General features: G+C 68.2%; 23 protein-coding genes. All 23 read right to left on the reverse strand.

Going from position 1 to position 26,589, the window contains the following annotated elements:
* Nucleotides 1-153: 153 nt before the first annotated feature.
* Entirely contained in the window at nucleotides 154-1,299 is a 1,146-nt protein-coding gene (locus tag E7773_RS01695; RefSeq protein ID WP_293987310.1) for a DUF1501 domain-containing protein, read from the reverse strand.
* Nucleotides 1,300-1,301: 2 nt separating this feature from the next.
* Entirely contained in the window at nucleotides 1,302-2,867 is a 1,566-nt protein-coding gene (locus E7773_RS01700; protein WP_293987312.1) for a DUF1800 domain-containing protein, read from the reverse strand.
* 77 nt (nucleotides 2,868-2,944) lie between these two features.
* Nucleotides 2,945-4,111: a deoxyguanosinetriphosphate triphosphohydrolase gene (locus E7773_RS01705; RefSeq protein ID WP_293987314.1), complete on the reverse strand. Its 1,167-nt coding sequence runs from the start codon at nucleotides 4,109-4,111 to the stop codon at nucleotides 2,945-2,947.
* A 28-nt stretch (nucleotides 4,112-4,139) separates the two neighbouring features.
* Entirely contained in the window at nucleotides 4,140-6,128 is a 1,989-nt protein-coding gene (locus E7773_RS01710) for an SPOR domain-containing protein (protein ID WP_293987316.1), read from the reverse strand.
* Nucleotides 6,129-6,244: 116 nt separating this feature from the next.
* Nucleotides 6,245-7,735, reverse strand: a complete 1,491-nt coding sequence (gene ftsZ, locus E7773_RS01715) for a cell division protein FtsZ (protein WP_293988198.1) — start codon at nucleotides 7,733-7,735, stop codon at nucleotides 6,245-6,247.
* Between the two features lie 110 nt (nucleotides 7,736-7,845).
* Nucleotides 7,846-9,108 carry a cell division protein FtsA gene (gene ftsA, locus E7773_RS01720; protein ID WP_293987318.1) on the reverse strand — a complete coding sequence of 421 codons (1,263 nt, stop codon included), beginning with the start codon at nucleotides 9,106-9,108 and terminating at the stop codon, nucleotides 7,846-7,848.
* A 12-nt stretch (nucleotides 9,109-9,120) separates the two neighbouring features.
* A complete protein-coding gene (locus E7773_RS01725; protein WP_293987319.1) occupies nucleotides 9,121-10,047 on the reverse strand; it encodes a cell division protein FtsQ/DivIB in 927 nt (308 codons plus the stop codon).
* Nucleotides 10,044-10,982 (reverse strand): D-alanine--D-alanine ligase, encoded by a 939-nt coding sequence (locus E7773_RS01730; protein WP_293987321.1) that lies wholly within the window; start codon nucleotides 10,980-10,982, stop codon nucleotides 10,044-10,046. Before E7773_RS01730 ends, E7773_RS01725 begins: the two co-directional genes overlap by 4 nt.
* Nucleotides 10,979-11,860 (reverse strand): UDP-N-acetylmuramate dehydrogenase, encoded by an 882-nt coding sequence (murB, locus tag E7773_RS01735; protein ID WP_293988201.1) that lies wholly within the window; start codon nucleotides 11,858-11,860, stop codon nucleotides 10,979-10,981. The genes E7773_RS01730 and murB overlap by 4 nt, the downstream gene beginning before the upstream one ends.
* A 14-nt stretch (nucleotides 11,861-11,874) precedes the next feature.
* Nucleotides 11,875-13,293 (reverse strand): UDP-N-acetylmuramate--L-alanine ligase, encoded by a 1,419-nt coding sequence (murC, locus tag E7773_RS01740; RefSeq protein ID WP_293987323.1) that lies wholly within the window; start codon nucleotides 13,291-13,293, stop codon nucleotides 11,875-11,877.
* Complete coding sequence (gene murG, locus E7773_RS01745; RefSeq protein WP_293987325.1) at nucleotides 13,290-14,450, reverse strand: undecaprenyldiphospho-muramoylpentapeptide beta-N-acetylglucosaminyltransferase; 1,161 nt, start codon at nucleotides 14,448-14,450, stop codon at nucleotides 13,290-13,292. The genes murC and murG overlap by 4 nt, the downstream gene beginning before the upstream one ends.
* Nucleotides 14,447-15,667, reverse strand: a complete 1,221-nt coding sequence (locus tag E7773_RS01750) for a putative peptidoglycan glycosyltransferase FtsW (protein WP_293987327.1) — start codon at nucleotides 15,665-15,667, stop codon at nucleotides 14,447-14,449. Before E7773_RS01750 ends, murG begins: the two co-directional genes overlap by 4 nt.
* Complete coding sequence (gene murD, locus E7773_RS01755) at nucleotides 15,664-16,962, reverse strand: UDP-N-acetylmuramoyl-L-alanine--D-glutamate ligase (RefSeq protein WP_293987329.1); 1,299 nt, start codon at nucleotides 16,960-16,962, stop codon at nucleotides 15,664-15,666. Before murD ends, E7773_RS01750 begins: the two co-directional genes overlap by 4 nt.
* Nucleotides 16,959-18,038 (reverse strand): phospho-N-acetylmuramoyl-pentapeptide-transferase, encoded by a 1,080-nt coding sequence (gene mraY / locus E7773_RS01760; protein WP_293987331.1) that lies wholly within the window; start codon nucleotides 18,036-18,038, stop codon nucleotides 16,959-16,961. The genes murD and mraY overlap by 4 nt, the downstream gene beginning before the upstream one ends.
* Nucleotides 18,038-19,408 carry a UDP-N-acetylmuramoyl-tripeptide--D-alanyl-D-alanine ligase gene (gene murF, locus E7773_RS01765; RefSeq protein WP_293987334.1) on the reverse strand — a complete coding sequence of 457 codons (1,371 nt, stop codon included), beginning with the start codon at nucleotides 19,406-19,408 and terminating at the stop codon, nucleotides 18,038-18,040. The genes mraY and murF overlap by 1 nt, the downstream gene beginning before the upstream one ends.
* Nucleotides 19,405-20,823 carry a UDP-N-acetylmuramoyl-L-alanyl-D-glutamate--2,6-diaminopimelate ligase gene (locus tag E7773_RS01770; RefSeq protein WP_293987336.1) on the reverse strand — a complete coding sequence of 473 codons (1,419 nt, stop codon included), beginning with the start codon at nucleotides 20,821-20,823 and terminating at the stop codon, nucleotides 19,405-19,407. The genes murF and E7773_RS01770 overlap by 4 nt, the downstream gene beginning before the upstream one ends.
* Nucleotides 20,820-22,556 (reverse strand): penicillin-binding protein 2, encoded by a 1,737-nt coding sequence (locus E7773_RS01775; protein ID WP_293987338.1) that lies wholly within the window; start codon nucleotides 22,554-22,556, stop codon nucleotides 20,820-20,822. Before E7773_RS01775 ends, E7773_RS01770 begins: the two co-directional genes overlap by 4 nt.
* Nucleotides 22,556-23,128 (reverse strand): hypothetical protein, encoded by a 573-nt coding sequence (locus tag E7773_RS01780; protein ID WP_293987340.1) that lies wholly within the window; start codon nucleotides 23,126-23,128, stop codon nucleotides 22,556-22,558. Before E7773_RS01780 ends, E7773_RS01775 begins: the two co-directional genes overlap by 1 nt.
* Nucleotides 23,128-24,072: a 16S rRNA (cytosine(1402)-N(4))-methyltransferase RsmH gene (gene rsmH, locus E7773_RS01785; RefSeq protein ID WP_293987343.1), complete on the reverse strand. Its 945-nt coding sequence runs from the start codon at nucleotides 24,070-24,072 to the stop codon at nucleotides 23,128-23,130. The genes E7773_RS01780 and rsmH overlap by 1 nt, the downstream gene beginning before the upstream one ends.
* Nucleotides 24,069-24,569 (reverse strand): division/cell wall cluster transcriptional repressor MraZ, encoded by a 501-nt coding sequence (locus E7773_RS01790; protein ID WP_293987346.1) that lies wholly within the window; start codon nucleotides 24,567-24,569, stop codon nucleotides 24,069-24,071. The genes rsmH and E7773_RS01790 overlap by 4 nt, the downstream gene beginning before the upstream one ends.
* Before the next feature lie 342 nt (nucleotides 24,570-24,911).
* The gene (locus E7773_RS01795) at nucleotides 24,912-25,181 is read right to left on the reverse strand and encodes a hypothetical protein (protein WP_363129714.1); all 270 of its coding nucleotides are present in this window, start codon (nucleotides 25,179-25,181) and stop codon (nucleotides 24,912-24,914) included.
* Nucleotides 25,182-25,258: 77 nt separating this feature from the next.
* The gene (locus E7773_RS01800; RefSeq protein WP_293987349.1) at nucleotides 25,259-26,233 is read right to left on the reverse strand and encodes a cysteine synthase A; all 975 of its coding nucleotides are present in this window, start codon (nucleotides 26,231-26,233) and stop codon (nucleotides 25,259-25,261) included.
* 63 nt (nucleotides 26,234-26,296) lie between these two features.
* Nucleotides 26,297-26,521, reverse strand: coding sequence for a hypothetical protein (locus E7773_RS01805; RefSeq protein WP_293987352.1), 225 nt, complete (start codon nucleotides 26,519-26,521; stop codon nucleotides 26,297-26,299).
* Nucleotides 26,522-26,589: the final 68 nt, after the last annotated feature.

Here is a 26,589-nt window from a genome sequence, read left to right on the forward strand (position 1 = left end):
GAAGCGTGGCCCCGCTTCAAATCCTCCCCGCTCGCGGGGAGGTGGCAGCCGAAGGCTGATGGAGGGGGTACGCGGCAACCGCAACGCGTGTGGCCCGCCCCCTTTCACCGCTCTGCGAGCGGTCCCCCTCCCCGCAAGCGGGGAGGATTTAGGTCAGACGAGTCCGCCAACCGGTGCCGACCCCTTGGTATCCGGGAACAGCGTCGCCATCACCTTCCCCGGCTCGACACCGTAATGCCCGGCGACCGCGCCGGCGACGAACTGGTCGAGGCCGAGCGTCGGCTTGAGGTCGCGGCCCTCGTACAGCGCCGCTTGCCCCAGCCCCGGCCAGTCGGCCATCACGCGCCCACCGCGCACGCCGCCGCCGATCAGCATCGCGGCGGAGCCCGTCCCGTGGTCGCTGCCGCCGGTGCCGTTGACCGCGACGGTGCGGCCGAACTCGGTCGCGACGAGCACCATCGTGTTCGACCACTGCGCGCCCATCCCGGTCTTGAGCGCGGCGATCATCGCGTCGAGGCCCTTCAGCTGGTTGGCGAGGCGCGCGCGCTGGCCGGCATGCGTGTCCCATCCGCCCGTCTCGATCATCGCGATCCGCGCGCCGTTGGCGGGGGCGAGCAGCTTGGCGGCGAGCGCGCCCGTCGCGGCCGCGTTCTGCGCATTGGCGGCGGTCATGTCGCTGGTCAGCGTGCGCGTGTTCATCGCCTCGCTCCACAACCCGTGGAGTTGCCCATCGCCCGAATAGAGCGACGCGACACGCATCATCAGATCGTCGGACGCCTGCGGGAGCGCCGACAGCGCATAGCTCGCCACCTCGTGCGGCCCGCGCAGCGCGAGCGGTACCGTCGCCGACACCGCAATCGCCCTGGCCTCGCCCGACGGAATCACCCCGAGCATGCGGTTGAGCCAGCCGTCCTTGACCTGATACGCGCCGAGCCCGCCGCTCTCGAGCACGTTCTGCCCGTCGAAATGCGAGCGGTCGCGGTACGGCGAGGCGATGGCGTGCGCGAACAGCGCTTCCTTCGCATCGTACATCCCCGCCAGCGAGGTCATCGCCGGGTGGAGCGCGAACATGCTGTCGAGCTTCTTCGCGCTGTCGAAGTCGGCCGCGAACTGGCCTCGCGCACCGGCATAGGCCGGATCGCCGATCGGCGCGACGGTGTGCAGTCCGTCGGCGGCGCCGCGCTGGATGATGAAGACGAAGCGGCGGTCGGTCTCGGCCTTGGCGAAGGCCATGCGCGGCGCGAGCGCGAGGCCCGCGGCGGCGCCGGAGCGGATCAGGAAGGAACGCCGATCGTACATGATTACCTCCGCAGCATTTCGGGCGATACGAGGAGCAACGCGAGGCCCTGACCGGGGCTCTCGGCGCGCGCCAGCGCCTGTTCGGTAGCGGGCGTCAATGCGCCCGGGAAAAGCTTGGGTGCGAGCGCGCGAGCATCGACGGCCGCGCCCGCGCGCGTCGCGAACCGCTCCGCTGCCTCGACCCGGCGGACCAAGGCATCGGGTCCGGCCCAGCTCGCGGCGATATCGTCGTACCCGGCGGGCGATCCCGGCTTCCACGTCGGCTGGCCAAGCTGGTTGAGCAGGCCGACCGCCGCGAGCGGCAGCATCTGCTTCATCCCCAATGCGCGGCCGGTCGACACCGTCCATTCCCACGGCGACTTGAACTTGACCGGCCCGGCGACCCAGCATTCGGGGCTGTCGATCAACGCCCTGTAGAGCGACGGCAGGTCGCCCCCGGTCTTGAGGAAATTGGCCTTCAGCCGCGCGACGAGCGCCGGCGGCGGCGTGTCGCCCGCGAAATGCCGCGCGAGCTTGGTCGCGATGTGCTCGGCGGTCGCGGGGCTGGTCGCCAGCGTGTCGAGCACCGCCTGCGCCTGCTTCTCGCCCTCCTGCCCGTATTTGCGCCCGACGATCGTCCGCACGCCCGGCTCGTGCAGCCGCTCGGCGAAGGCGAATTCGCCCGGCGATCCGTCCTCGACCCCGGCGAACCGCGCCGCCGGGCCGCGCCCGATCCCTTTGACCGTCCAGCCGGTCAGCGCGCGCGCGAATTCGGTCACGTCGGCCTGGGTGTAGCCTGAGCGGACGCCGAGCGTGTGAAGCTCCATGATCTCGCGCGCGAGGTTCTCGTTAAGCCCCGGCCCCTTGCCCGCGTTGGCGGGGCGCGGGCGGCGCAGCGCGATCTGCCCCGCCACGCTGTCGGGACCGATCGACACCGCCTGGTCGAGATAGAGCAGCATCGCGGGATGGCGCTCGACCGCGTTGAGCATGTCGCCGAATTTGCCCATCAGGTTGGGCCGAATCGCCTCGAACTCGAGCAGGCCCGACAGACCGATCACTTCGAGCTTGTCAGCCGACACGGCGAAATGGTTGGCCCAGAAATGCGCGAGCCGGTCGGCGAACGGGGTCGGGCTGACCAAGGCAGTGGTAACGCGCGCACCGACCGCGGCGGCGTAGTCGTCGCGCACCTGCCCGCCTACGAAGCGGCGCGCCGCCATCGCGGCATCGAGGCCATCCGCATTGGGCTTGGCGCCGGGCATCGGCACGGCTGGCGGCATATTAGAGGGGCCGGGCTGCATCGTCTGCGGTGCCATCGCCGGCTGCATCGTAGGTGCCGGGCCAGGCATCGGCGCGGCGGCGGCGAGCTGGCGGCGGCCCAGCCCCTGCTGCCGCAGCTGGCGCTGCTGGTCGTAGAAATCGGCGAGCTCGCCCGCGACCTTGGCGCGGGTCGGCACGGCGGCGATGGCGGCGGGTTTGGGGTCGAAGCTCTCAAGCTGATGCTTCAGCCAGCCTTTGGGGTCGCCGGGGATGCTCTCGTCGGGCCGGGCGCCGAGCCCGAAACGATTGAGCGCGATGCTGGCGTCGGCCATGCGCGTCACTCCATGCTGTGCCGCCGGCACTATACCGTCTTTGTCGCACAAATGTCCCGGGCCTAACGCGCGGGGGCCTAGAACCCTTCGGGCAGGTCGATCTCGCCGACGACCGCACGATACGCCGCGATGGCGTAACGGTCGGTCATCCCGGCGATGAAATCGGCGATATGCCGGCTGAGCCAGGGCTCGTCGGGCGGCAGTCGCCCGGGCCATTCGCCCGCCATCAGCGACGGATCGGCGTGGTAGGCGGCGAACAGCCCCGCGACGACATGCTGCGCCTTGGCCGCCGCTTCGAGTTGCAGCGGGTGATGGTAGAGATTGGCGTACATGAAGCGCTTCAGCCCGCGTTCGTCCTCGCGCATCGCCTCCGAAAAGCCGATCAGCGCTCGCCCTGCGTCGCGCGCGTCATCGGCCGATTTGACGCCCGACTCCGTGATCGCCGCGCGGCTCGTCGCGATCAGGTCGTTGACCATCGCGCCGATCTGGCCGCGGATAAGTTCGCCGGTCAGGCGCGGCGGCGCGACTTCGGGAAAGCGCACGCGGCATTGGTCCCAACGCGCCGCGATAATCGGCACCGCAAGCAGTTGGTCGAGGTTCAACAACCCCGCGCGCAGTCCGTCATCGATATCGTGGTTGTCATACGCGATGTCGTCGGCGAGCGCCGCGACTTGCGCTTCGAGGCTGGCGAAGCTCTTCAGATCCAGCGGGAACACCGCATCCGCCGCCGCCAGCGCCCATTGTGGCGCCGCGACCGGGCCGTTGTGCTTGGCGAGCCCCTCTAGAGTCTCCCACGTCAGGTTGAGCCCGGGAAAGCGCGGATAGGGGCTGTCGATCTCCATCAGCGCGCGCAACGTATTGCCATTATGGTCGAACCCGCCAGCCTGCGCGAGCGCCGCCTGCAGCGCGTCCTCGCCGGCGTGGCCGAAGGGCGGGTGGCCGATATCGTGCGCGAGGCACAACGCCTCGGTCAAATCCTCGTTGAGGCCGAGCGCGCGCGCGATGGTACGGCCGATCTGCGCCACCTCGATACTGTGCGTCAGGCGGACGCGGAAATGATCGCCGTCGGGCGCCAGGAATACCTGCGTCTTGTGGCGCAAGCGGCGGAAGCTGATCGAATGGACGATGCGGTCGCGGTCGCGCTGAAATGCGTCGCGCGGGCCCCGCGCGGTGGTTTCGTCTTCAGGATACAGCCGCCCGCGCGTGAGCCACGGGTCGGAGGCATAAGGCGCGAGATCGGGCATGCGCCGGGGATGTAGCGGGGATGCCGGCCTATTTCGACCCCAACCGCTCGATCTTCTGCCCCTTGGCGCTGGTGAAGACGAACCCGGACAGCCCGGCTTTGGCCATCCGGTTGACGAAGTCCTGCGCCTCCTCCTCCGACTTGAACGGCCCGGTCAGCACGCGGTTGGTGGCGCGCAAGGGCGTGGTCCAGCCTTGGCGGCCGCGGAACAGGTCGGGCGCCTTGGCCTTTTGCGCGGCCCAGGCCTTTTCGAGGCTCGCTTCGTTCGCGCCGCCCGCGACCTGCACCCACACGCGCGCCGGTTCGCCCTTCGCCGCGGCGTCGGCCTTGGCTTTCTCGTCGGCCTTGGCCTGCGCGGCCTTGCAGCGCGCCGAGAGCACCGGCTTGTCCTTGGTTGACGACTTGGCCGCGCCCTTTCCTTTCCCAGACTTGGGCGGGATCGGGCAGCCGCTCTTGTCGAGCGGCGGTGCCTCATCCTTGGCCGGCTTCGCCGCGCGCGCCTTCGTGTCGCTGGCATCGGCGATTTCGTCCTTGCCGCGATCCTTGCCCCGGCTCTTTGCAGGCGGCGGCGCAGCAGCAGCCAGATCGTCCGCCGCCGGTTTGGCGCGCGTCCGCGTCGAGCCGGGCTTGGATTTCGGCGCAGCGACCGGTTGCTCGATCTTGGCGACCGCGACCGGCGTTGGCGAGGGAGCACGGCGTGGTGGCGGAGCGGACGCGGGCAGGCGCTGATCGAGGCTTGCGACGATTCGCGACAGCACGGTGTCCTCGCTGACGCGCGCAGTCGCGGTGGGTGCGGGCACGCCGGCTTCGGACGCACTGGGCTGGTCGGCGACGCCGGGAGTCGGGTCGGCGGGCGGCGCCGGCGGGGTGGTCGCAGCGACCTCGATCGCGGGAGTGGGCGCGGGGTTCGGCGGCGGGACCGGACTGGGCGCCGGGGCAGGCGACGGCGCGGGCCGTTCGTAGATCGTCACGGGCGCAGGCGCCAACGCCGGGTTCGGCGACGCTGCGGCGACTCGCACCGGCGGCGGCGTCGGGGTCGGCCCTGGCGCCGACGTCCCGCGCGGGGGCACATAGGCCGGCGGCGCCAGCGCGACCTCGACCGGCGCCGCGGCGGCAACGGCGGGTACCGCCGGCGCGAGATCGTCCTTCCGGCGTCTTTTGCGCTTGCGCCCGTCGTCGACCGGTGGCGTCACCACGGCGACCGCCGCCGCGACCTCGCGCGGCGCATAGGGATCGGGACCGAGCCGCGGCAACGGCGGGACCAGTTGCGCGTCGGCGATCCGCTCGGGTGTCGTGGCCAGTTCCCCGAAATTGACCGCGAACGCCCGATCGACCGCGGACAATTGCGATAGCCGGCGGAAAAACGGCGTCAGCCCGGCGCCGAGGCCGGGCGACATCATCGTCGCGGCGATCCTTTCGGCACCATTGGTGTCGCCGCTCATCGCCAGGATAAAGGCACGGTCGCGCCACGCCGCGCGATCGCTGCGGCGAACGAGCGGGTCGAGCAACCTCAGCGCCTCGTCCTTCTGCCCCGAAATGCCGAGCGACAGCGCGTAACGCCGTGTCGCTTCGTCGTCGGGACCATCGGCCAGCGCGAGACGGTAATCGCGTTGCGCGCGGTCCTGCTGGCCGATCAAATCGTAAGCGAGCCCACGGTCGGCGGCGAACTTGCTCGGGCTCAGCCCACGGCGTTCCGCCTCCTGAAAGCGCAGCAGTGCCATGCCGGGGCGCTCGGCACGTACCATTAGGCTGCCCATTCCCGCCTTGACCCGCGGATTGTTGGGATCGAGCTTTTCGGCGCGCGTGAAAAACCCCGCCGCCGCCGTCGTATCGCCCATCCGCAACGTCAATTCGCCCGCGGTGATCAGCGCTTCGATATCGACCGGGTTGGCGGCAAGGATGCGCATGTCGGCGGCGAGCGCATCGGCGTCGCGATTCTCGACCGCGGTCTGGGCATGCGCCCCGCCCGCCACCGCGAATCCGAGCGCGGCAACAGTCAGGGTCCGGCGCAAGCTCATCTTGGCGACGAGCCTAGACCGATTGGCGGCTGAACGTGAAATGATCTGACGAGCCACAAGCGCCAAAACGGGGCACGGCGGCGACGAACGCCCCCGCGCCCCGTCATGACATCGGGTTACTGATTGTTCTGGCGATGGAGGAAGCGCGGGATGTCGAGCGAGTCCTTCTCCACTTCGGGCTCGGACTCACCGAACGCGCCGCGCGCGACGTTCTGCATCCGCTCGAACAATGTACCGCCCATCTTGACCTTGGGCGCGGGCGCCTCTTCCTCGTCGTTGCCGGCGGCGATCGTTGCATCGTTCCCGATACGGTCTTCGCTGCCGAGCGCCAGTTCGCTGCGTTCGGCGTGCGTCAGCTCCTCGTCGCCAAACGACAGGCGCACCGGCTCGGGGGCGACCTCCGCACCGCTGTCGAGCACCAGCTCGTCGCGTGCATCGGGGGTTTCTTCGGCAGGCGCCTCCGCGATCGGCTCGGGAGCCTCGCTGGCGGACTCGGACAGTTCAAGCGGCTCGGGATCGACAGCGGCGACTTCGGGCTCGGGCGTCGGCGCGGTGGGCAGCGTCACCGGCGCGACCGCCTCACTGCGGCGGCCGAACGAGAAGGCGCGTGTCGCCGGCTCGGGCGTGGCGGCACCGGCGGCACCCGCCTCGATCCCGGTGGCGACCACCGAGACGCGGATCTTGCCTTCCAGCTCAGGGTTGAACGCCGAGCCCCAGATGATGTTCGCATCCTCGTCGACCAGCTCGCGGATATGGTTCGCGGCCTCGTCAACTTCGAGCAGGCGCATGTCCTCGCCGCCGGTGATCGACACGATGACGCCCTTCGCGCCTTTCATGCTGACGCCGTCGAGCAGCGGGTTGGCGATCGCCTTCGACGCGGCTTCGATGGCGCGGTTGTCGCCCTCGGCCTCGCCGGTGCCCATCATCGCCTTGCCCATTTCCTGCATCACGCTGCGCACGTCGGCGAAGTCGAGGTTGATCAGGCCGGGCATGACCATCAGGTCGGTGATCCCGCGCACGCCCTGCTGCAGCACTTCGTCGGCCATTTCGAAGGCCTGTTTGAAGGTCGTGTTGGCGTTGGCGACCAGGAACAGGTTCTGGTTGGGAATGACGATCAGCGTGTCGACGTACTTCTGAAGCTCTTCGATTCCGGCCTCGGCCGACTTGGCGCGGCGGTTGCCTTCGAAGCTGAACGGCTTGGTCACTACGCCGACGGTCAGGATGCCCATGTCGCGCGCGGTCTTGGCGATGACCGGCGCCGCCCCCGTGCCGGTGCCGCCCCCCATGCCCGCCGCGATGAAGCACATATGCGCGCCGTCGAGCGTCTTGGCGACAGCGTCGATCGTCTCTTCCGCCGCGGCGCGCCCGATCTCCGGACGGCTACCCGCGCCGAGGCCCTGCGTGATCTTCGCGCCGAGCTGAATCTTCTGCGCCGCCGCCGACTGTCGAAGCGCCTGCGCGTCGGTGTTGGCGACCAGGAAATCGACCCCCTGGACGTCGTTCCGCATCATGTTCGCGATCGCGTTGCCGCCCGCGCCACCCACGCCGATCACCGCGATCCGCGGGGTCAGCTCATCCACTTCCGGCGGAAGAAATTCGACCATGATACTTGTCTCCGATCTATTCCCGACAAACGCCCGGGAACCCCCTATGCCCACAATACCTGCACCATACCCCCAGCTCTATCCACTAAATAGGGGGGCGTTGACATATTTTGTTAATAATTCGCCTTTGCCGTCCGGATCAAACGCTTGACCATCGAAAAGGGCGACGGTCGGTGCACGACCTGATGGTCGGCGTGCGACAAGGCGCGCAGATCGATCGGGTCGGTCGCGGCGTGGTGGACGAGTCCCGCCAGCGTCGCGAAGGCCGGCCCCGAATGCGCGTCGGGCAGTCCGGTCAGCCCGCGCGGCCGTCCGACCCGCACCGACCGGCCGAGCGCCGACTGCGCGTAATCGGCGATCCCCTTGAGCTCCGCGCCGCCGCCGGTCAGCACGACCTGGCGCCCGACATTGCCGTCGAACTTCATCGCGGTCAGCGCCTTCCCGATCTCGCCCATCAACACTTCGAGCCGCGTGCGGATGACCGCGATCAGCTGCGCCTTGGTGATACGCGGCCCCTCCCCCGCACCGTCCTCGCTCAGTGGTGTAATTTCGATCACGTCGTGATTGTCGCGCGGCGTCGCGTTGGCGCAGCCGTGGAAGCATTTCATCCGCTCGGCCTGGCCGCGCGATGCGCCGAAGGTCGAGGCGATGTCGTCGGTGATGTCCGCCGCGCCCATCTGAATCGTGGTCAGTCCGACCAGCATCCCGCCCGCGAACAACGACACGTTGGTGATCCCCGCGCCCATTTCGACCAACGCGGTGCCGAGCTCGCGCTCCTCGGCACTGAGGCAGGCGAGACCCGTCGCGACCGGCGCTGCGATTATCGACTTCACCTCGAGGTGCGACTTGGCGACGCACAGCCCGATATTGCGCACCGGAGATCCGTCCGCCGCCACGACGTGGATGTGCACGCCCAGCCGGTCGGCATGCAGCCCGAGCGGGTTCTTGACCCCGGTAATGCCGTCGAGCGTGTAGAGCGCCGGCTGTGCGTGGAGCACCATCCGTCCCGCCGGATCGATCGATTCGCGGCCCGCGCGGAGCAGCGCGTCGATGTCCGACTGCTCGATCCGGTGCCCGCCCATTTCGAACTCGATCGAGGCGACGTCGCTGACGAGACCACCCGCCGAAAAGCCGACCCATACATTCTCGATATTGGTCTGCGCGATGCGCTCGGCCTGCTCGACCGCCTCGCGCACCGCGACTTCGGTCGCGCCCATGTCGGCGATGCAGCCGCGCTTGATGCCCTTGCTCTCACGCTGCCCGGTGCCGAGCACGATCAGTTCACCGCCGTCGCCCTTTTGCGCGATCATCGCGGAGACCTTCGACGACCCGATATCGAGCGCGGTGATCAGTCCTTCGGGTCCAGCCTTGGCCATGATTACTCCCCTTTACACGGTGTCGCGCGTCGGCGCGCGGTCGGATTTGGTCGTTTCGGGTTTTCCCGTCGCGGTCGGTTTCGGACTCGGCGCGCGCGTGGCCGGATCGGGCTTGCGCACCACCATGCGGGTCGGGTCGCGCAGGTCGAACTTGATGTAGCCGTTGCCGAGCAATTTGTCGGTCCCGTCCTTCTCGGCAAACAATTTGAGCGCCTTGGCCGCTTCGTCCTCGCCTTCGGGCAGCGACAAGGTCTCGCCGCTGTCGAACAGCAAGTCCCAGCGGCGGTTGCCGACCCAGGTCGCGGCGCGCACCTTGGGCTTGAGCGCGGGGGCGGCAACCATCAAGGTCTGGTAAGCCGGCTCCTGGCGGTCGGCACCTGGGCCGATCACCAGCGGCAAATCGGGCATCGCGTTGGCTGACACCGGCTCCAGATAAACGCCGTCGCGGTCGATCAGGCTGAGCGTCCCGCGGTCCTGCCATACCGCCGCGGGCGTGCGCTCGACGATGCGGATGAGGAGCGTGTCGGGCAGCCGCCGCGAGACGTGCGCGTCCTGCACCCAGCCATATTGCAGCAGCCGGTCGCGCACGAGGTTGAGGTCGACCAGCGGCATCGCGCGCGATTTCTGATCAAGCGCGACGGCATAGACCGTCGTCACGTCCATCCGCTTCACGCCGCGCACTTCGATCTGCTCGACGCGGAAGCCAGCCTTGCCGATCTGCTCCGCCAGCGCGTTGCCGACGCTGGCGTTCACGCCGGTCACCGCGCCGGCGACGTACACCCCGCCGAGCGCGATCAGCACCACCGCCCAGGTCGCGATCCGCCGGAGCGCAACGTGGCTCAACGGAATGCGCGCGAGGATGCGATCGACGATCGACGGCTTCTTCTTTCGCGTCGGACGGCCTTTCGGCCGAGCGCGGCTGGCCGGCTGGCGGCTCATGCGCCCCCATCCTCATGCAACGCCTCGTCGACGATCATCTGCACGAGTTCGGGATACGAAATGCCGCAATGCCGCGCCTGTTCGGGGACGAGGCTTAGCGGGGTCATGCCCGGCTGGGTGTTGACCTCGAGCAGGAACAGCCCGTCCTCGCCGCGCTCGTCATCCCAGCGGAAATCGGACCGCGACGCGCCCTTGCACCCGAGCAGCCGGTGCGCCTCGAGCGCGATCCGCTTGCAGGCATCTTCGATATGACCGGGGATCTGCGCCGGGAAGACGTGCTCCGTCATCCCGTCGGTATATTTGGCATCGTAATCGTACCAGCCGCGCTTCGGCTTGAGCTCGGTCACGCCCAGCGCCTTACCGCCCAAGATGGCGGTCGTCAGTTCGCGCCCGCGCACATAGGGCTCGGCGAGCAATTCCTCGAATTCCTGCCACGGCCCTGCGACATCACGGCCGATCGGGTTGCCGTAGTTGCCGTCATCGGTGACAATCGCGACGCCGACCGACGAGCCTTCGTTGACCGGTTTGAGCACATAGGGCCGCTTGAGCGGATCGCCTTCGAATACTTCCGCCGACTTGACGATCCGCCCGCCGGGCATCGGGATGCCGTGGGGCACGAGCGCATTCTTGGCCAGCACTTTGTCGATCGCGATGACCGAGGTGACGAGCCCCGAATGGGTGTATCTGAGTCCCATCAGGTCGAGCATGCCCTGCACGCTGCCGTCCTCGCCCGGCGTGCCGTGGAGCGCGTTGAATACGACGTCGGGCCTGGCCGCGGCGAGCTTCGTGGCGACGTCGCGGTCCATGTCGATCGCGGTGACGCGATGCCCGAGCGATTCGAGCGCCGCAACGATGCCCTTGCCCGACATCAGCGAGACTTCGCGCTCGGCCGACCAGCCGCCCATCAGGACGACGACGTGGAGCGGCGCGGTCATGCCGGCACCCCCACGCGTTGTATCTCCCACTCCAACGTCACGCCGCTGTCCGCCTTCACCTTCTCGCGCACGTCCTCGCCCAGTCCCTCGATGTCGGCGCTCGTCGCGTCACCCAAGTTGAGCAGGAAATTGCAATGCTTCTCCGATACTTGCGCATCGCCGCGACGCAAGCCCCGGCAACCGGCCGCGTCGACCAATTGCCACGCTTTATGGCCTTCGGGGTTCTTGAAGGTCGATCCACCGGTCTTCGACCGCAGCGGCTGCGACGCCTCGCGCGACGCGGCGATGCGGTCCATTTCGGCCTGCACCGTTTCGGGCGCCTCAGGATGACCGCGGAAGGTCGCCGAGACGACGATCGCGCCCGCCGGCAAGTCGCTGTGACGATAGGTGTAGCCGAGGTCGCCGAGCGCGAGCGTCCGCACCTCGCCCGAGCGCAGCACGACGTCGCACTCGACCAGCACGTCCTTGACCTCGCGCCCGTACGCGCCGCCGTTCATCCGCACGAACCCGCCTACGGTGCCGGGAATCGAGCGCAGGAACTCTAGCCCGCCGATGCCTGCGTCGCGCGCTTGCGACGTGACGAGGATACCCGGCGCGCCACCACCGCACTTGAGCGTCGTTTCGTCGACCCGCTCAACCTTGGAAAACGCCTTGCCGAGCCGCACCACGACACCCGGTACGCCGCCGTCGCGCACGATCATGTTCGATCCAAGGCCAAGCCCCATGACCGGCATCGCCGGATCGAGTGCATAGAGGAAAGTCTCGAGGTCCTTCGCATCGGCCGGCTCGAACAGATATTCCGCCGCGCCGCCGCTCTTGAACCACACGAGCGGCGCGAGCGGCGCGCCGTGCGTCAGCTTCCCGCGCACCGGGGGCATGGCGTAACAGACACTCACCGCGCCGCCTCGATCCCGGCAGCCAGCCCCGCCGCCCACTTCGTGATATCGCCCGCGCCGAGACATACGACCATGTCGCCCGGCTGGATCGCGCCCGCCAGTTCCTGAGCGAGCTCTTCCGCCGATCCTACCGTCGCCGCCGAGCGATGCCCCCGCCGCTTCAGCCCGTCGACCAGCGCCTGTGCATCGACGCCTTCGATCGGCTGCTCGCCCGCGGCATAGACCGGGGTCACGTACACCATGTCGGCGTCGTTGAACGCCTGCTGGAATTCTTCCATTAGGTTCCCGAGCCGGGTGAAACGGTGCGGCTGGACGACCGCGATCACGCGGTTTGCAACCCCCTCGCGCGCCGCCGACAAGACCGCGCGGATCTCGACCGGGTGGTGGCCGTAATCGTCGATCACCGCGACATTGCCCTTTTTGCCGAACGATACTTCGCCGACCTTGGTGAAACGCCGCTTGACACCATGGAACTTGGCGAAGCCCTTTTCGATCGTCTTGTCCGGCACGCCGAGTTCCAGCGCCACGCCAATCGCGGCGAGTGCGTTCTGGACGTTGTGGCGGCCGGGCATCGGCAGCTCGATATGCTCGATCGACCGCACCGTCCCGTCGCGCTGTCGGATGATCGCCTCAAAGCGGTTACCGCCGGGGATCGGGGTCACATTGACCCCCCGAATATCGGCCTGGGTGGAAAAGCCGTAGGTCACGATGCGCCGGTCGCGGACGCGCGGGAGCACCGCCTGTACCTCGGGGTGGTCGAGGCACAGCAGCGCCGCGCCGTAGAACGGCACGTTCTCGATGAACTGGACGAACGCGTCCTTGATCGCGTCGAAGCTGCCGTAATGGTCGAGATGCTCGGGATCGATGTTGGTCACCACCGCGATCGTGCCGTCGAGCCGCAGGAAGCTGCCGTCGCTCTCGTCCGCTTCGACCACCATCCATTCGCTGTCGCCGAGCCGGGCGTTCGAGCCATAGCTGTTGATGATCCCGCCGTTGATCACCGTCGGGTCGATGCCGCCGGCGTCGAGCAGCGCCGCGACCATGCTGGTCGTGGTGGTCTTGCCGTGCGTGCCGGCGACCGCGACGGTCGATTTGAGCCGCATCAGCTCAGCGAGCATTTCCGCACGACGCACCACCGGGATGCGACGTTCGAGCGCGGCCTCGACCTCGGGGTTGGCGCGCTTGATCGCGGTGCTGGTCACGACCACCGCGGCATCGCCGAGATTGTCGGCGGCGTGGCCGATCTTCACGTCGATGCCGAGATCGCGGAGCGACTGGATGACATAGCCTTCGGCGACGTCCGACCCCTGCACCTTGTAGCCGAGGTTGTGCATCACCTCGGCGATCCCCGACATGCCGATCCCGCCGATGCCGACGAAATGAATCGCGCCGATGTCCGTCTTGAGACCCGTCATGCGAACGCGGCCTCCCCGCCGGAAAGGTCAGGTTGCGCCGCCCCGACAGGCATGTCGCCCGCAGGGTTGCTGATGGTCTCGATCAGGTCGGCGAGGTCGCGCGCCGCGTCGGGATGCCCGCACGAGCGCGCGTGGGCGGCGGCATTCTGCAACGCTTCGGGGTCGAGGCCGAGCTTCTGCATCTGCTTGGCCAGCTCGACCGGCGTGAACTGGCTCTGTGCGATCACGCGCGCGCCGCCAGCTTCGGCGATCTCGCGGGCGTTGTCGGTCTGGTGGTCGTCGGTCGCGCTGGGCAAGGGCACCAGGATCGCGGGACGCCCGGCGGCGGTCAGCTCGGCGATGGTCGAGGCGCCTGCACGCGCAATGACGAGGTGCGCCCAGGCGAGATGCTCGGGCAGGTCGGGCAGGTACGTCGCGAGGTCGGCGGCGATCGACAGCTCGGCGTATTTGGCGCGCGCGCGGTCGATATCCTCGATCCGCGCCTGATGCGTGACCTGCAGGCGACGGCGGAACGTGACCGGGAGCATCGCGAGGCCATCGGGCACGACCTGCGACAGCACGCTCGCGCCCTGGCTCCCGCCTGTTACCAGCACGCGGAAGATGCTGTCTTCCTCGAGCATCGGATACGGGCGATCTCGCAGCGCCAGCACCTCGTCGCGTACCGGGTTGCCGGTCAGCGTCACCTTGCCGCGATACTTGTCCGCCAGCCGCTCGACCTTGCCGTACGAGGTGGCGATCGCATCCACCTTCCCCGCGACCAGCCGGTTGACGCGGCCGAGCACGGCGTTCTGCTCGTGCACCGCGCTCGGAATGCCCTTGTTGAATGCCGCGAGCAACGCAGGGAGCGCCGGATAACCCCCGAACCCGATCACCGCCGCCGGCTTCAGCTTCTCGTACAGCTCGATCGCCTGCGCCCGGCCCGCCCACATCGCGCGGCCGGCGCGATACCAGCCGAGCGGCCCGCCCTGCATCCGCCCGGCGGGGAGCACATGCGTCTCCACCCCCTCGAACAGCCCGGGAAAACGCACGCCGCGTTCGTCGCTGATCAGGTCGACACGGTGCCCGCGCCGCTTCAGCTCCTCGGCCAGCGCGGCCGCCGGCACCATGTGGCCGCCGGTGCCGCCCGCGGCCAACACGAACTGCCGCACTCTCGTCATTCGCCGCTCCATTTCACGACATAGGGTGAGCGGCTCACAAACGGGTTCCGGCGGGTAAAGGCAAGCAGCAACCCCATTCCGACCGACAGCGCGATCATCGACGACCCGCCGTAGGAGATGAACGGCATCGTCATGCCCTTGGACGGGGCAAGGCCGGTGTTGACCGCCATGCTGATCAATGCCTGCACGCCGAACTGGATCGCGAGGCCCGACGCCGCCAGCATGCGGAAATCGTCCTGCTCGTCGAGCAGCTTGACGAACACGCGCACGACGATCGCAAGAAAAATGAGCGCGACGATCCCGCACGCGATCAGCCCGAATTCCTCGCCGATCACCGAGAAGATGTAATCGGTGTGCGCTTCGGGCAGGCGGAACTTCATCTGTCCCCCGCCGGGACCGGTGCCGAGCCAGCCGCCCGCGGTCAGCGTCGCGCGCGCGGCGTTGACCTGGAAATGCTCGGCCGGGTCGGACGAGCCCGGAAACAGGAAGGCATCGATCCGGGTGCGCGCGGTTCCGTAGAAGATATAGGCCGCGACCACGCCGACGATGGCGGCCCCCATTAGGCTCATGATCATGCGGGTCGACACGCCGGAGATCAGCAGCAGCGCCAGCCACACAACGCAGAACACGACGGTCTGGCCGAAATCGGGCTGAAGCATGAGGAGCGCGGCGACGGTCGCGGTCAAGCCGCCGGTCAGCAGCATCAGCATCCCCGCCGACAGTCCTTCCTTTCCCTTGAGCGAGAGGAGCCATGCGGTCGCGACGATGAAGCAGGGCTTGAGGAATTCGGACGGCTGGAACTGCGCGATGCCGACCCCGAGCCAGCGCCGCGCACCGTTCACCGTCACGCCGGCGATCGGCACCAGCATCAGGCAGACGAGGAACCCCGCGCACCCGATCAGGGCAAGCCGGCGCGCGCGGTCGGCGGGCAGCATCGACACGACGAACAGGACGGGCAGCGACACGCACACCCACATCAGCTGCCGCCAGAAATAATAGAGCGGCGCCATATGGTGCGTCGCGTCCGAATAGCGTTGCGCGGTCGCGGGCGAGGCGGCGGCCACCGCGACCAGCCCGATCGCGATCAGGAACAGCGTCAGGATCAGGATCAGCCAGTCGATATCCCAGAACCATGCGCCCAGCGCCGAGCGGTCGGCGCGCCCGCCGCGCCGCGCGACGCGAGTCAGCAGGCCGTCCTTGGCGGGGACGCTGCTCACGACATCGCCTCGACCAGTCCGCGGAAGGTGTCGCCGCGGTCCTCGTAATCGCGGAACTGGTCGAACGAGGCGCAAGCGGGCGAGAGCAGCACGGTATCGCCCGGTTCCGCCGCCGCGCGCGCGAGGTCGACCGCGTCGGTCAACGTGCCGGCATAGGTCGCCGGCATCGCCTCCGCGAGCAGGTCGCGGAACAGCATCCCAGCCTCGCCGATCGTGTACGCCGCGCGGACATGACCGAACGAGGGGCGGCATGCGTCCAGATTGTCGCTCTTGGCCTGCCCCCCGAGGATCCAGTGGATCCGGTCGAACGCGGCGAGCGCGGGTGCGGCCGAGTCCGGGTTGGTCGCCTTGCTGTCGTTGACGTAAGCGACGCCTGCCACGACGGCGATGCGTTCCATCCGGTGCGGGAGGCCCCTGAAGCTCTCCAGCCCCGCGTCGATCGCGGCTTCGGAAATGCCGAGCGCCTGACAGGTGGTGATCGCGGCGAGCGCGTTCTGCGCGTTGTGCGGGCCCTGCAGCGCCGGCCAGCGCGACTGGTCCATGCACACGCCCGGCGCGATCTTGTGGAGATGCTCGCCCCGCGACGACAAGCTCCGCGCGATCTTCGCCGACGCATCGTCGCCGATCCCGATCACCGCGTCGTGGCCGGGCGATTGCATGTCGAACAGCCGCGCCTTGGCAGCGGCATAGCCCTCGAACCCATTATAGCGGTCGAGATGGTCGGGCGTGATGTTGAGCAGCACCGCGACGTCGCAATCGAGGTTGTGCGTCAGGTCGAGCTGGTAGCTCGACAGTTCGAGGACGTACACGCCGCCTTCGGGCAACGGCTCCTCGCCCAGGATCGGGAGCCCGATATTGCCGCCGAGCCGCGCCGGGATGCCCGCGGTATCGACGATATGATGGATCAGCGCGGTCGTGGTCGACTTGCCGTTGGTCCCGGTGATCCCCACCACCCGGTGCGACGGCAGGTTCTCGCGCGCCTCCGCGAACAGCTCGATGTCCCCGATGATCGGGACGCCGGCCGCGCGGGCCTTCGACGCGACGGGATGATTGTTGAGTGGGACGCCGGGCGACACCACCACGCCGTCGAACCCCGCCAGGTCCATCGTCGCGGTGTCGGCCAGTGTCACGCCGTGCGGGTGATATTCGATCACCGCCTTGCGCACGGTCTCGTCGGCATCCCAGGCGAACACCTCGGCGCCGGTCGAAACCAGCGCCTCGACCGTCGCGGCGCCCGAGCGCGCCAGCCCCAGCACCGCATAGCGTCTGTCGCGCCAGGCGGGGCTGACGATCACCGCAACTTCAGCGTCGACAGCCCCGCCAGCGCGAGGACCAGCGCGACGATCCAGAAACGAATGACGACGGTCGATTCCGCCCAGCCGAGTTGTTCGAAATGGTGATGGATCGGCGCCATCTTGAACACCCGTCTGCCGGTGCGCTTGTACCAGAATACCTGGATGATGACCGACATCGCCTCGACCACGAACAGCCCGCCGATGATCCCCAGCACCAGTTCGTGGTGCGCGGTCACGGCGATCGTCCCAAGCGCGCCGCCGAGCGCGAGGCTGCCGGTGTCGCCCATAAAGACGGCCGCCGGCGGCGCGTTGAACCACAGGAACGCGAGCCCCGCCCCGATCATCGCGCCGCAGAAGATCGCGAGGTCGCCGACGCGCGGGATGTGCGGAATGCCGAGATAGTCGGCGAACTTCACGTTGCCGGCGAGATACACGATGATCATCAGCGTCACGGATGCGATGATCACCGGCATCGACGCGAGCCCGTCGAGCCCGTCGGTCAGGTTCACCGCATTGCCGAACCCGACGATCGTGAAAGCCGCGAACGCGATGTAGAACCAGCCGAGGTTTATCACGTGGCCGTTGTAGAACGGCAAATAGAGCTGCGTTCCGTTCGCGGTATTGGTGTGGATGATGATCGCGCTGGCGATCCCGGCGATGATGAACTCGCCGACCAGCCGGATCCGCCCGGAGACGCCCGCGGTACTCGCCTTCCTCACCTTGTCGTAATCGTCGAGGAACCCGATCGTCCCGAACCCGAGCGTCACGAACAGGCACGCCCAGACGTAGGGGTTGCTCAAGTCCATCCACAGCAGGATCGAGGATGCCATGCTGGTCAGGATCATCAGCCCGCCCATCGTGGGCGTGCCGACCTTGGCGAGGTGAGTTTGCGGCCCGTCGCTGCGGATCGGCTGCCCCTTGCCCTGGCGAACGCGCAGCCAGCCGATGAATTTCGGTCCGACGATCAGCCCGATCAGCAGCGCTGTCGCCACCGCCGCGCCCGTGCGGAACGTCTGGTAGCGGATCAGGTTGAGCCCGTGGGCGAACCCGAACTGCGCGGCGATCCAGTACAGCATTACGTTTTCCCACCGCCGAGCGCCGCCACCAATGCGGACAGCCCGACCCCGTTCGAACCCTTGATGAGGACCGCGTCTCCGCTACGCAGTTCCGCCACCAGGCGGTCGCGCGCGGCAGCGGCATCGGGCACATGGACGATTTCGACCTGCCCCTCAAGCGCTTCGGCGAGCGGCGCCATCGCTTCACCGACCAGGATGACCAGTTGGACGCCCGCGTTACGAATAGGATCGGCGAGGTCGGCATGATAGCCCGGCGATTTGTCGCCCAGTTCGCGCATTTCGCCGAGCACCGCGAGCTTGCGCCCCTCCTCCGCGCCGAGCACGGCGAGCGTCGCGCGCATCGAGGCGGGGTTGGCGTTGTAGCTTTCGTCGATCACCAGCGCGCGGCCGTCACCGGCACTCGCCCAGAAGCGGTCACCGCGCCCGGCCAGTCCGCCGAGCTCGGCCAATGCGAGCCCCGCGAGCGCGAGATCGCCGCCGACCGCATCGACTGCTGCCAATACCGCGAGCGAGTTCGACACCCAATGCTGGCCGGGTTGCGAGATGGTGTAGCTTAGCTCACGTTCCCCGACGCGTGCGGTTACGAAGGTGCCGCCAGTGCCGGTGCGGACCGCTTCGAGCGCGGCGACGTCGGCGCCCTCGCCGACTCCGAACGTCACGATCCGCGCCGCGTGCGGCTGCGCGGCGGCGGTCAGGCGGTCGCGGTGCGGGCTGTCGAACGGCACGATCGCGACCCCGCCCGGTTCGAGGCCCTGGAAGATCTCACCCTTGGCGTCGGCGATCGCGCTTTCGTCGGGGAAGAACGCCGCGTGCGCCGGAGCGATGGCCGTCACGATCGCGACGTGCGGGCGGACGAGCGTCGTCAAATGCGCCAATTCGCCGGGATGGTTCATGCCCATTTCGAACACGCCGTAATCCATGCTCGCGGGCATGCGCGACAGGCTGAGCGGCACGCCCGTGTGGTTGTTGTACGACTTGACCGAACGATGCGCCGTCTTGTTCGGCGAGCGGTCGAGCGCGGCGAACAGCGCTTCCTTGGTTCCGGTCTTGCCCGCCGATCCGGTGACCCCGACGATCTTCGCATTCGTCCGCGCACGCGATGCCTTTGCCAAAGCTTCGAGGCCGGCGAACGTGTCCGCAACCCGCACGTTGGGATGATTGCTCGACTGACTGACCAGCGCCCCCGCCGCGCCGCGCTCGAACGCCTGGTCGAGAAACTTGTGGCCGTCGGTGCTCTCGCCGGTCAGCGCGATGAACAGGTCGCCCGGCCCGACCTCGCGCGAATCGAACGTCACCCCCGAAACGTCGAACGCCGCCGAAGCGGCGCCGCCGGTTGCGTCGGCGATGGCGGCGGAGGTCCACAGGCTCATGGCGCCGCGGCCTCGCGCGCGACCGTCACGTCGTCGAACGGCAGAACGAGATCGCCGACGATCTGGCCCTGCTCGTGCCCCTTGCCGGCGATCAGGACGATGTCCTCGGCGCCCGCCACCGCCACCGCCTCGCCGATCGCGCGCCTGCGGTCGCCGATCTCGGTCGCGTCGGGCGCGCCCTTCAACACCTCGGCGCGGATGTCGGCGGGGAGCTCGCTGCGCGGATTGTCGTCGGTCACGATCACCAGATCGCCGTAGCGCGCCGCGATCTCCCCCATCAACTCGCGCTTGCCGTGGTCGCGGTCGCCGCCCGCGCCGAACACCACGATGAGCCGCCCGGCGGTGTGCGGCTTGAGCGCGGCGATGGCGGCTTCGAGCGCATCGGGGGTATGCGCATAATCGACATAGACCGGCGCGCCGGCGCGATTGATCACCGCGCGCTCGAGCCGCCCGCGCACGGGCTGGAGCCGCGAGAGGTTCTGGATCGTCTGCGCGACATCGCCGCCGGTCGCGATCACCAGCCCCGCCGCCGTCAGCGCGTTAGCCGCCTGGTACGCGCCGATCAGCGGCAGCATGACCTTATGCTCGCGCCCTTCGGCCTCGATCACCAGCCCCTGCCCGAGCAAGGTCGGATCGCGGCTGACCAGCCGAAGCGTCGCGCCGCGCTCGCCGATGGTGATCAGGTTCTGCCGCCGGGCAAGCGCTAGGTCGACCACGCGCGCCGCCTGCGGATCGTCCGCCCAAACCACCGCGGTGCCCTCGTCGGCAAGCACTTCGGAAAACAGCCGCAGCTTGGCGGTCAGGTAATTCGCCATGTCGCCGTGATAGTCGAGGTGATCGCGGCTGAGGTTGGTGAACGCCGCTGCCGATACCTTCAGGCCTTCGGTGCGGTATTGGCTCAGCCCATGGCTCGACGCCTCGAACGCGACATGCGTCACGCCCTCGCGCGCGAGCCCCGCGACGTTCGACAGGAAGGTGACGACGTCGGGCGTGGTCAGCCCGGTCGAGACGCTGTCGTCCGACGTGGTGACGCCCAGCGTGCCGATCGACGCGGCGTGGAATCCCGCCATCCGCCAGAGCTGGCGCGTCATCTCGACGGTCGAGGTCTTGCCGTTGGTGCCCGTGACGGCGACGCAGGTTTCGGGGAACGGCGCGAAGAAGGCTGCCGCGAGGTGCGCGAATTCCTGCCGCGGGTTGTCGGCGGCGATGTGGAGCGCACCCTCGACGGTCACGCCCGGCCGTGCGACGACGGCGATCGCGCCAGCCGCGACCGCCGCGGGAATATAATCCTCGCCGTTGACGCTGGCGCCTTCGAACGCGCCGAAGATCGTGCCGGGCGCGACTTTCCTATGGTCGATCGCGAAGCCGGTGACGCTGGCGTCGCTCCCGCCCGTCACCAGCCCGCCGAGCTTCATTGCGAATCCGTCATGTTCTGCGGGTTCGCCCCCGGCGCGCGCCAGATCAGCGGCAGCAAGTCGCTGACATCGATGTCGCGGCTCGCATCGGGCATCACACCCAGCATCGGCCCGGCGCGCAGGATGAAGCGGTCGACCACCGGCGCGGCGGTATAGGCGGCGGTATTGACCGCGCCGTTGGGCGAATCGAGCATCACGATCACCACATAGCGCGGTGCGTCCATCGGGAAAGCCGCCGCGAACGTCGAGACATTGGCTTTCTTCGAATAGCCGCCGCCGGTCGCGACCTCGGCGGTCCCGGTCTTGCCCCCGACGCGGAACCCCGCGGCATCGGCTTTCTTGCCCGTCCCTTGCAGCACCACGAGGCGGAGGAGCTGCCGCATGCGGTCGCTGGTCGACTGGCTGATCACGCGCCGGCCCGGGATGGCCTGGCCGGGCTGGACCTTCATCAGCGTCGCGGGGTGCCAGACACCGCCATTGACCAGCGCGGCATAGGCGGCCGCGAGGTGGAGCGGAGTCACCGCGACACCGTGCCCATAGGCCGAGGTCATCGTCGTGATGCGGCTGAACTTTTGCGGGAACAACGTCCGCCCGCGCGCCGGCAGCTCGAACGGCATCGGCTGGTCGAAGCCCATCAGCCGGAACATGTGCGAGAGCTTGTCGCCACCCAGTTCATCGGCGATCCGCGCCGTCGCGATGTTGGACGAATAGATCAGCGTTTCGGGAATATTGAGCCAGCGCCGCTGCTCGTCGCCGCGATCGTCGTGGATCAGGAAGCGGTCGATCGCCAGCGGCACGGTCGCATCGAACCGCCGCGCCATCGACGTCACCGTGCCGCTGTCGATCGCGGCCGCGACGGTAATCGGCTTGAAGGTCGACCCCAGTTCGTAGGCCGCGGTGGTCACGCGATTGTAGAAGGGTCCGGGAAGCTGCTTGCCGTTCGAATCGACCTCGGGCTTGGGCGCCATGCCGGGGTTGTTGGGGTTGAAGGTCGGGAACGACGCCAGCGCCATCACCTCGCCGGTCTTGACGTCGAGCACGACGCCAGCGCCGCCCTTCGCCTTGAGCGCGGTGACTTGCTGACCGAGCTCGTTCTCCAGCGCCGATTGCGCGCGGACGTCGATCGACAGCGCGACCGGCTGGCCGCTCCTGGTCGGATCGGTCAGTTGCCCGTCGAGCGCGCGCTCCATCCCCGATGCGCCCTTCCCGCCCATGTCGAGGAAGCCGAGCACCGGCGCCGCGAGTTCGGATTGGGGGTACAGCCGCTGCGGCTCGCGCTCGAACACCAGGGCCGGCTCGCCGATCGCGTTAACCTCGGTAACGAGCGACGCCGAGGCGTCACGTTCGATATAGGAGAAATTCTTGGCCGACAGCTGGCCGTAGATCTTGCTCTCGTCGAGCCCGAGGATGCCCGCCAGCCGCTGCGCAATGTCGCGCTTGTCGCCGAGCAGTTCGTCGGGATGCACCCCGATCGCCCAGGCGTCGATCGTGCGCGCGAGCGGCGCGCCGTTGCGGTCGACGATATCGCCACGCGCGACACGGGCGCCGATCGTGGTGGCCGAGGCCGGCCCCGCGAACATCGCGAAGAACGCGAGCTTGCTCAGGACGAGGCATACCGCGCCGCCATAGAGCAGCATCATGATCATCAGCCGCTTTTGCGCGGTCGCCCGGTTGACGCCGCGATCGTCGGTCAGGCGGCGCGGCGACAAGGGCCGCGCGAGCGTCTCGGTCATTACCGGGCGTCCTCGCTGCCGACGCGGCGCATCAGGTCGCCGAGCGACGAGCCGCCCATGATCCGGCGGTCGAGCATCGCGATCTGCGCACGCGGCTTGGCGGTCGCGCGCGCCACGGCGGGTTGCGCTTTGGCGACACTCGCCAGCACGGCCTTGGCGGGCTTGGCCTTGGCGGCGGGCGGCATATCGGTGGCGGCGGCCGGCGTGGTTTCGATCGTCGCGGCGTCGAGCGGCGCGCTTGGGATCACCGCCGCGGCGGTCTGCGCTTGCGCCTGACCATCCAGCGCGAGCGACGCGAGCTGGCCGTCGTCGCGGACATATTGCGCGGCGGTCGGCGCCGAGAGCTTCAACGTGTCGCCGTTCCAGCGCTGCAACTGGGCAAGGTTGGCGCGCGTGTCGAATTCGGTCTCCAGCGCGCGGATGTCGCGCTGGGTCGAGGCGATCGAGCGTTCGACGTCGGCGAGCTTGTTGCGCTCCGCCGCGACGCGCGACGACATCAAATAGCAGGCGAGGATCACGCCCACGCACACCACGAACCAGCCGAACCAGCGAAACCGAGTCACCACGACCATCACGCTTCTCCCGCCCAGGGTGCCGCCGCCGTCCGATGCGCCACCCGCAATGTCGCCGACCGCGCGCGTGGGTTCGCCGCGATCTCCCCTTCGTCCGCGCGCACCGCGCGCCCGACCTTCTCGAAACTCGCCGCCGCGCCGGCCGCCGCCGGGGGCAGATGCCGCGACCCCGCGGGCGTCGACCCGCTGCGCTCGCGAAAGAATCGCTTCACCAGCCGGTCCTCGAGCGAATGGAACGTCACCACCGCGAGCCGCCCGCCGGGCTTGAGCACGCGCTCGGCGGCGGCGAGGCCGTCCGACAGCTCGCCCAGCTCGCGGTTGATGTGGATGCGGATCGCCTGGAAGGTCCGCGTCGCCGGGTCCTTCTTGTCGTGCGGTTTGTGGCCGAGCGCCTTGCGCACGACGCTCGCGAGTTGTCCGGTGGTGGTCAGCGGGCGTGCGGCGACGATCGCGCGCGCGACGCGGCGGCTCTTGGGCTCGTCGCCATACTGATAGATGACGTCGGCGATCGTGGCTTCGTCGGCGGTGTTGAGGAAATCCGCGGCGCTGGTCCCCGACTGGCTCATCCGCATGTCGAGCGGGCCGTCGGCCTGGAACGAGAAGCCGCGCTCGGCCTGGTCGAGCTGCATCGACGACACGCCGATATCCATCACCACGCCGTCGACCGGGGTCAGGCCGCGCGCGTCGAGTTCGTGGTTCATCGCCGAAAAAGGCGCTTCGATCAGCGTCAGCCGGTCGTCGTTGGCGGCGACCATCGGCTGGCCGCCCTCGATCGCGCTAGGGTCGCGGTCGAAGGCGGCCACGGCGGCACCGCGCGACAGAATCGCACGCGTGTAGCCGCCAGCGCCGAAAGTGGCGTCGACGTGGAGCTCGCCCGGGGTGGGGAGGAGCGCGTCGAGCACCGCGTCGAGGAGCACGGGAACATGCGGGGCGGGCGTGCTCACAACATACCCTTTTCTTCGAGCGCGCCGCGGCACGCGTCCTTCATCACTTCGGGCGCGTCGGGGTCGGCGAGCAGCGTTTCGGGGTCCCAGATCTCGAAATAATGGATCGATCCGTAGAAGAAGGCGTGCTTGGTGATGTTGACCTTGCGCTTGTGCCAGCCGACCAGGACGCAGCGGCCGGTCGAATCGAACCCGATCGTCTCGCCACCGCCGGAGAGGCGCCGGAGCTGGCTGTCGTCGGGGTCGCCATTCTCGTCGGTGCGCTCGAGCGAGGTCGCGGTGGCGCGCGCGATCTCTTCCTCGAACCGCGCCTGGTCGTAGCCGACGAGGCATTTCCACTTGTGGTGAACGTTGATGCGGACGGTGGGGCCGCCCTTCATCGTTTCGGGATCGCTGTTGGCGATGATCGCGTCGCGGAACTTGGCGGGGATGGAGACGCGGCTCTTGTCGTCGACAAGCTGCAACGCCGTTCCCGTGTAGATGCCGCGTCCCGCCACGATATCCGCCCCGACCCCCAAAAAACACGCACGTCTTTCCCGGCGCGGAAAACGGCCTTCGCCGCCGCCCACGCGAACACGAATCAAACGGGTAAAAACGCCCCTTTAGCTTCCCGATGGCGTATCAAGGGAAGGCATGGGACACAATGGTAATCTTTGGGTATTTGTGGGTTATATCGACCGCGTTATAGCTAAGTAGCTGTTAACCAATAAAAAGATTCTTCAGTGAATTCCCCGAATATTTGAAGAGGATAAGACCGGAGACGCCCGGAAAACGGCGGATTTGCGTCGACTCGGGCGATCGGTGGGAAGATTTCCCATACGCCGCCCACTTCGGCGTCGTCACGGCTTGGTCGGGGTTGGCGACGCGGCCGGGGCGACGCCCAGCTCGGCGAGGGGCTCGCTGGTCGGAGCGGCAGCCGGCGTCATACCGTTCGACACGCTAAGATTGGCGGCGACGTCCGCCTTGGGCGCGCCGATCGCGGTGCCCGGGCGCTCGCGGCTGACGATTCCGAAGATCGTCGCGGCGAGCCCGATCAGCAGGAGCACGGCGCCGAGGCCGATCAGCCCCACCTTCACCCGCTGCATCGTCTGGATTGAATCGCGAACCACTGTTTTAATCATGTGTGGCTTTTAGGTAACGACTTGATCGAGGTTTGTCCAACCCGCAAGCCGCACGGGCCGTCGCATCACGCGGGAACCAAACCCTTTTTGGCTAACCAGTCGTTGTTGTAGAGCGTCGAAAGGTAGCGGAATCCGGTGTCACACAGGATCGTCGCAACGCGGCTGCCCGGTCCCAATTGCTTCGCCAGCATCACCGCGCCCGCGACGTTGATCCCAGACGAAAGACCCAGGCACAGCCCCTCCTCGTCGAGCAGCCGCCGGACCCATTGATACCCCTCGGCATCCGAAATGCGGAACTGCGTGTCGATCGGCGCACCCTCCAGATTGGCGGTGATCCGCCCCTGCCCGATGCCTTCGGCGACCGACGAGCCTTCGCTGCGCAATTCGCCACAGGCATAATAGTCGTACAGCGCCGCGCCGTGCGGGTCGGTCAGCGCGATGCAGACCTTCTCGTCCTTGGCCTTGAGTCCCAGCCCGACCCCGCCGAGCGTCCCGCCGGTACCGACCGAGCAGGTGAACCCGTCGATCCGCCCGTCCATCTGTTCCCAGATTTCCTCCGCGGTGCCCTGGATATGCGCGCGGCGGTTGGCGACATTGTCGAACTGGTTCGCCCAGATCGCGTTGGGCGTCTCCTCCGCGATGCGCCGGCTGGTGTGCACGAAATGCGCGCAATTGGCATAGGGCGCGGCCGGCACCAGCACGAGCTCGGCGCCGAGCGCGCGCAGCGTGTCCATCTTCTCGCGGCTTTGCGTCTCGGGCATGACGATGATCGTCTTGTAGCCCTTGGCGTTGGCGACGAGCGCGAGCCCGATCCCGGTGTTCCCCGCGGTCCCCTCGACGATCGTCCCGCCGGGCTGGAGCAATCCGCGCGCTTCCGCATCCTCGACGATGTAGAGCGCCGCGCGGTCCTTCACCGACGCGCCCGGATTGGCGAATTCACACTTGCCGAAAATCTCGGCGCCGACGGCTTCGCTCGGGCCCCTGAGCCGGACAAGCGGGGTGTTGCCGATGAGCGAGAGCGTGTCGGGAAGTGCGGTCATGACGGTTAAATGGCGCGTGCCTCCATCAGGAGCAAGCGAGTGAAGCTATCGCAGGCCAAAGCCCTACATCGCATTGCTCATGGAATCGATGACATTGCCCGCGCTAGCTTCGGCGTCGTTCATCGCCTCGGCAGTCGGGGTGGGCGTGGGACTCGGGATGGTCGCGACGACGTTCCCGACCGCCGTGGTCTTGATCGAGTCGGCCGAATTCTCGCCGACCGGATCCGCGTCGCGGCTGCACGCCGCCAGCATCGCCAAGCCGATCATTGCCACCGTTATCCGCCGCATCGCACCCTCCTGCCCGCCAGTTACCTCACCATAGCGCAGCGAGCGCGGCGCTCAACAATTGCCTGCGC

This window comes from Sphingomonas sp. (assembly GCF_004799495.1).
In the GTDB taxonomy this organism is placed as follows: Bacteria; Pseudomonadota; Alphaproteobacteria; order Sphingomonadales; family Sphingomonadaceae; genus Sphingomonas.

What these genes read in the sequence shown, in the direction of transcription:
- E7773_RS01805 (WP_293987352.1), bottom strand. Translation starts at nt 26,521, where the DNA reads ATGCGGCGGATAACGGTGGCAATGATCGGCTTGGCGATGCTGGCGGCG.
- E7773_RS01700 (WP_293987312.1), bottom strand. Translation starts at nt 2,867, where the DNA reads ATGGCCGACGCCAGCATCGCGCTCAATCGTTTCGGGCTCGGCGCCCGG.
- E7773_RS01800 (WP_293987349.1), bottom strand. Translation starts at nt 26,233, where the DNA reads ATGACCGCACTTCCCGACACGCTCTCGCTCATCGGCAACACCCCGCTT.
- E7773_RS01705 (WP_293987314.1), bottom strand. Translation starts at nt 4,111, where the DNA reads ATGCCCGATCTCGCGCCTTATGCCTCCGACCCGTGGCTCACGCGCGGG.
- E7773_RS01710 (WP_293987316.1), bottom strand. Translation starts at nt 6,128, where the DNA reads ATGAGCTTGCGCCGGACCCTGACTGTTGCCGCGCTCGGATTCGCGGTG.
- mraY (WP_293987331.1), bottom strand. Translation starts at nt 18,038, where the DNA reads ATGCTGTACTGGATCGCCGCGCAGTTCGGGTTCGCCCACGGGCTCAAC.
- ftsA (WP_293987318.1), bottom strand. Translation starts at nt 9,108, where the DNA reads ATGGCCAAGGCTGGACCCGAAGGACTGATCACCGCGCTCGATATCGGG.
- E7773_RS01730 (WP_293987321.1), bottom strand. Translation starts at nt 10,982, where the DNA reads ATGACCGCGCCGCTCCACGTCGTCGTCCTGATGGGCGGCTGGTCGGCC.
- murC (WP_293987323.1), bottom strand. Translation starts at nt 13,293, where the DNA reads ATGACGGGTCTCAAGACGGACATCGGCGCGATTCATTTCGTCGGCATC.
- E7773_RS01725 (WP_293987319.1), bottom strand. Translation starts at nt 10,047, where the DNA reads ATGAGCCGCCAGCCGGCCAGCCGCGCTCGGCCGAAAGGCCGTCCGACG.
- E7773_RS01775 (WP_293987338.1), bottom strand. Translation starts at nt 22,556, where the DNA reads ATGACCGAGACGCTCGCGCGGCCCTTGTCGCCGCGCCGCCTGACCGAC.
- murG (WP_293987325.1), bottom strand. Translation starts at nt 14,450, where the DNA reads ATGACGAGAGTGCGGCAGTTCGTGTTGGCCGCGGGCGGCACCGGCGGC.
- murF (WP_293987334.1), bottom strand. Translation starts at nt 19,408, where the DNA reads ATGAGCCTGTGGACCTCCGCCGCCATCGCCGACGCAACCGGCGGCGCC.
- E7773_RS01695 (WP_293987310.1), bottom strand. Translation starts at nt 1,299, where the DNA reads ATGTACGATCGGCGTTCCTTCCTGATCCGCTCCGGCGCCGCCGCGGGC.
- E7773_RS01770 (WP_293987336.1), bottom strand. Translation starts at nt 20,823, where the DNA reads ATGAAGCTCGGCGGGCTGGTGACGGGCGGGAGCGACGCCAGCGTCACC.
- E7773_RS01780 (WP_293987340.1), bottom strand. Translation starts at nt 23,128, where the DNA reads ATGGTCGTGGTGACTCGGTTTCGCTGGTTCGGCTGGTTCGTGGTGTGC.
- murB (WP_293988201.1), bottom strand. Translation starts at nt 11,860, where the DNA reads ATGCCCCCGGTGCGCGGGAAGCTGACGCACGGCGCGCCGCTCGCGCCG.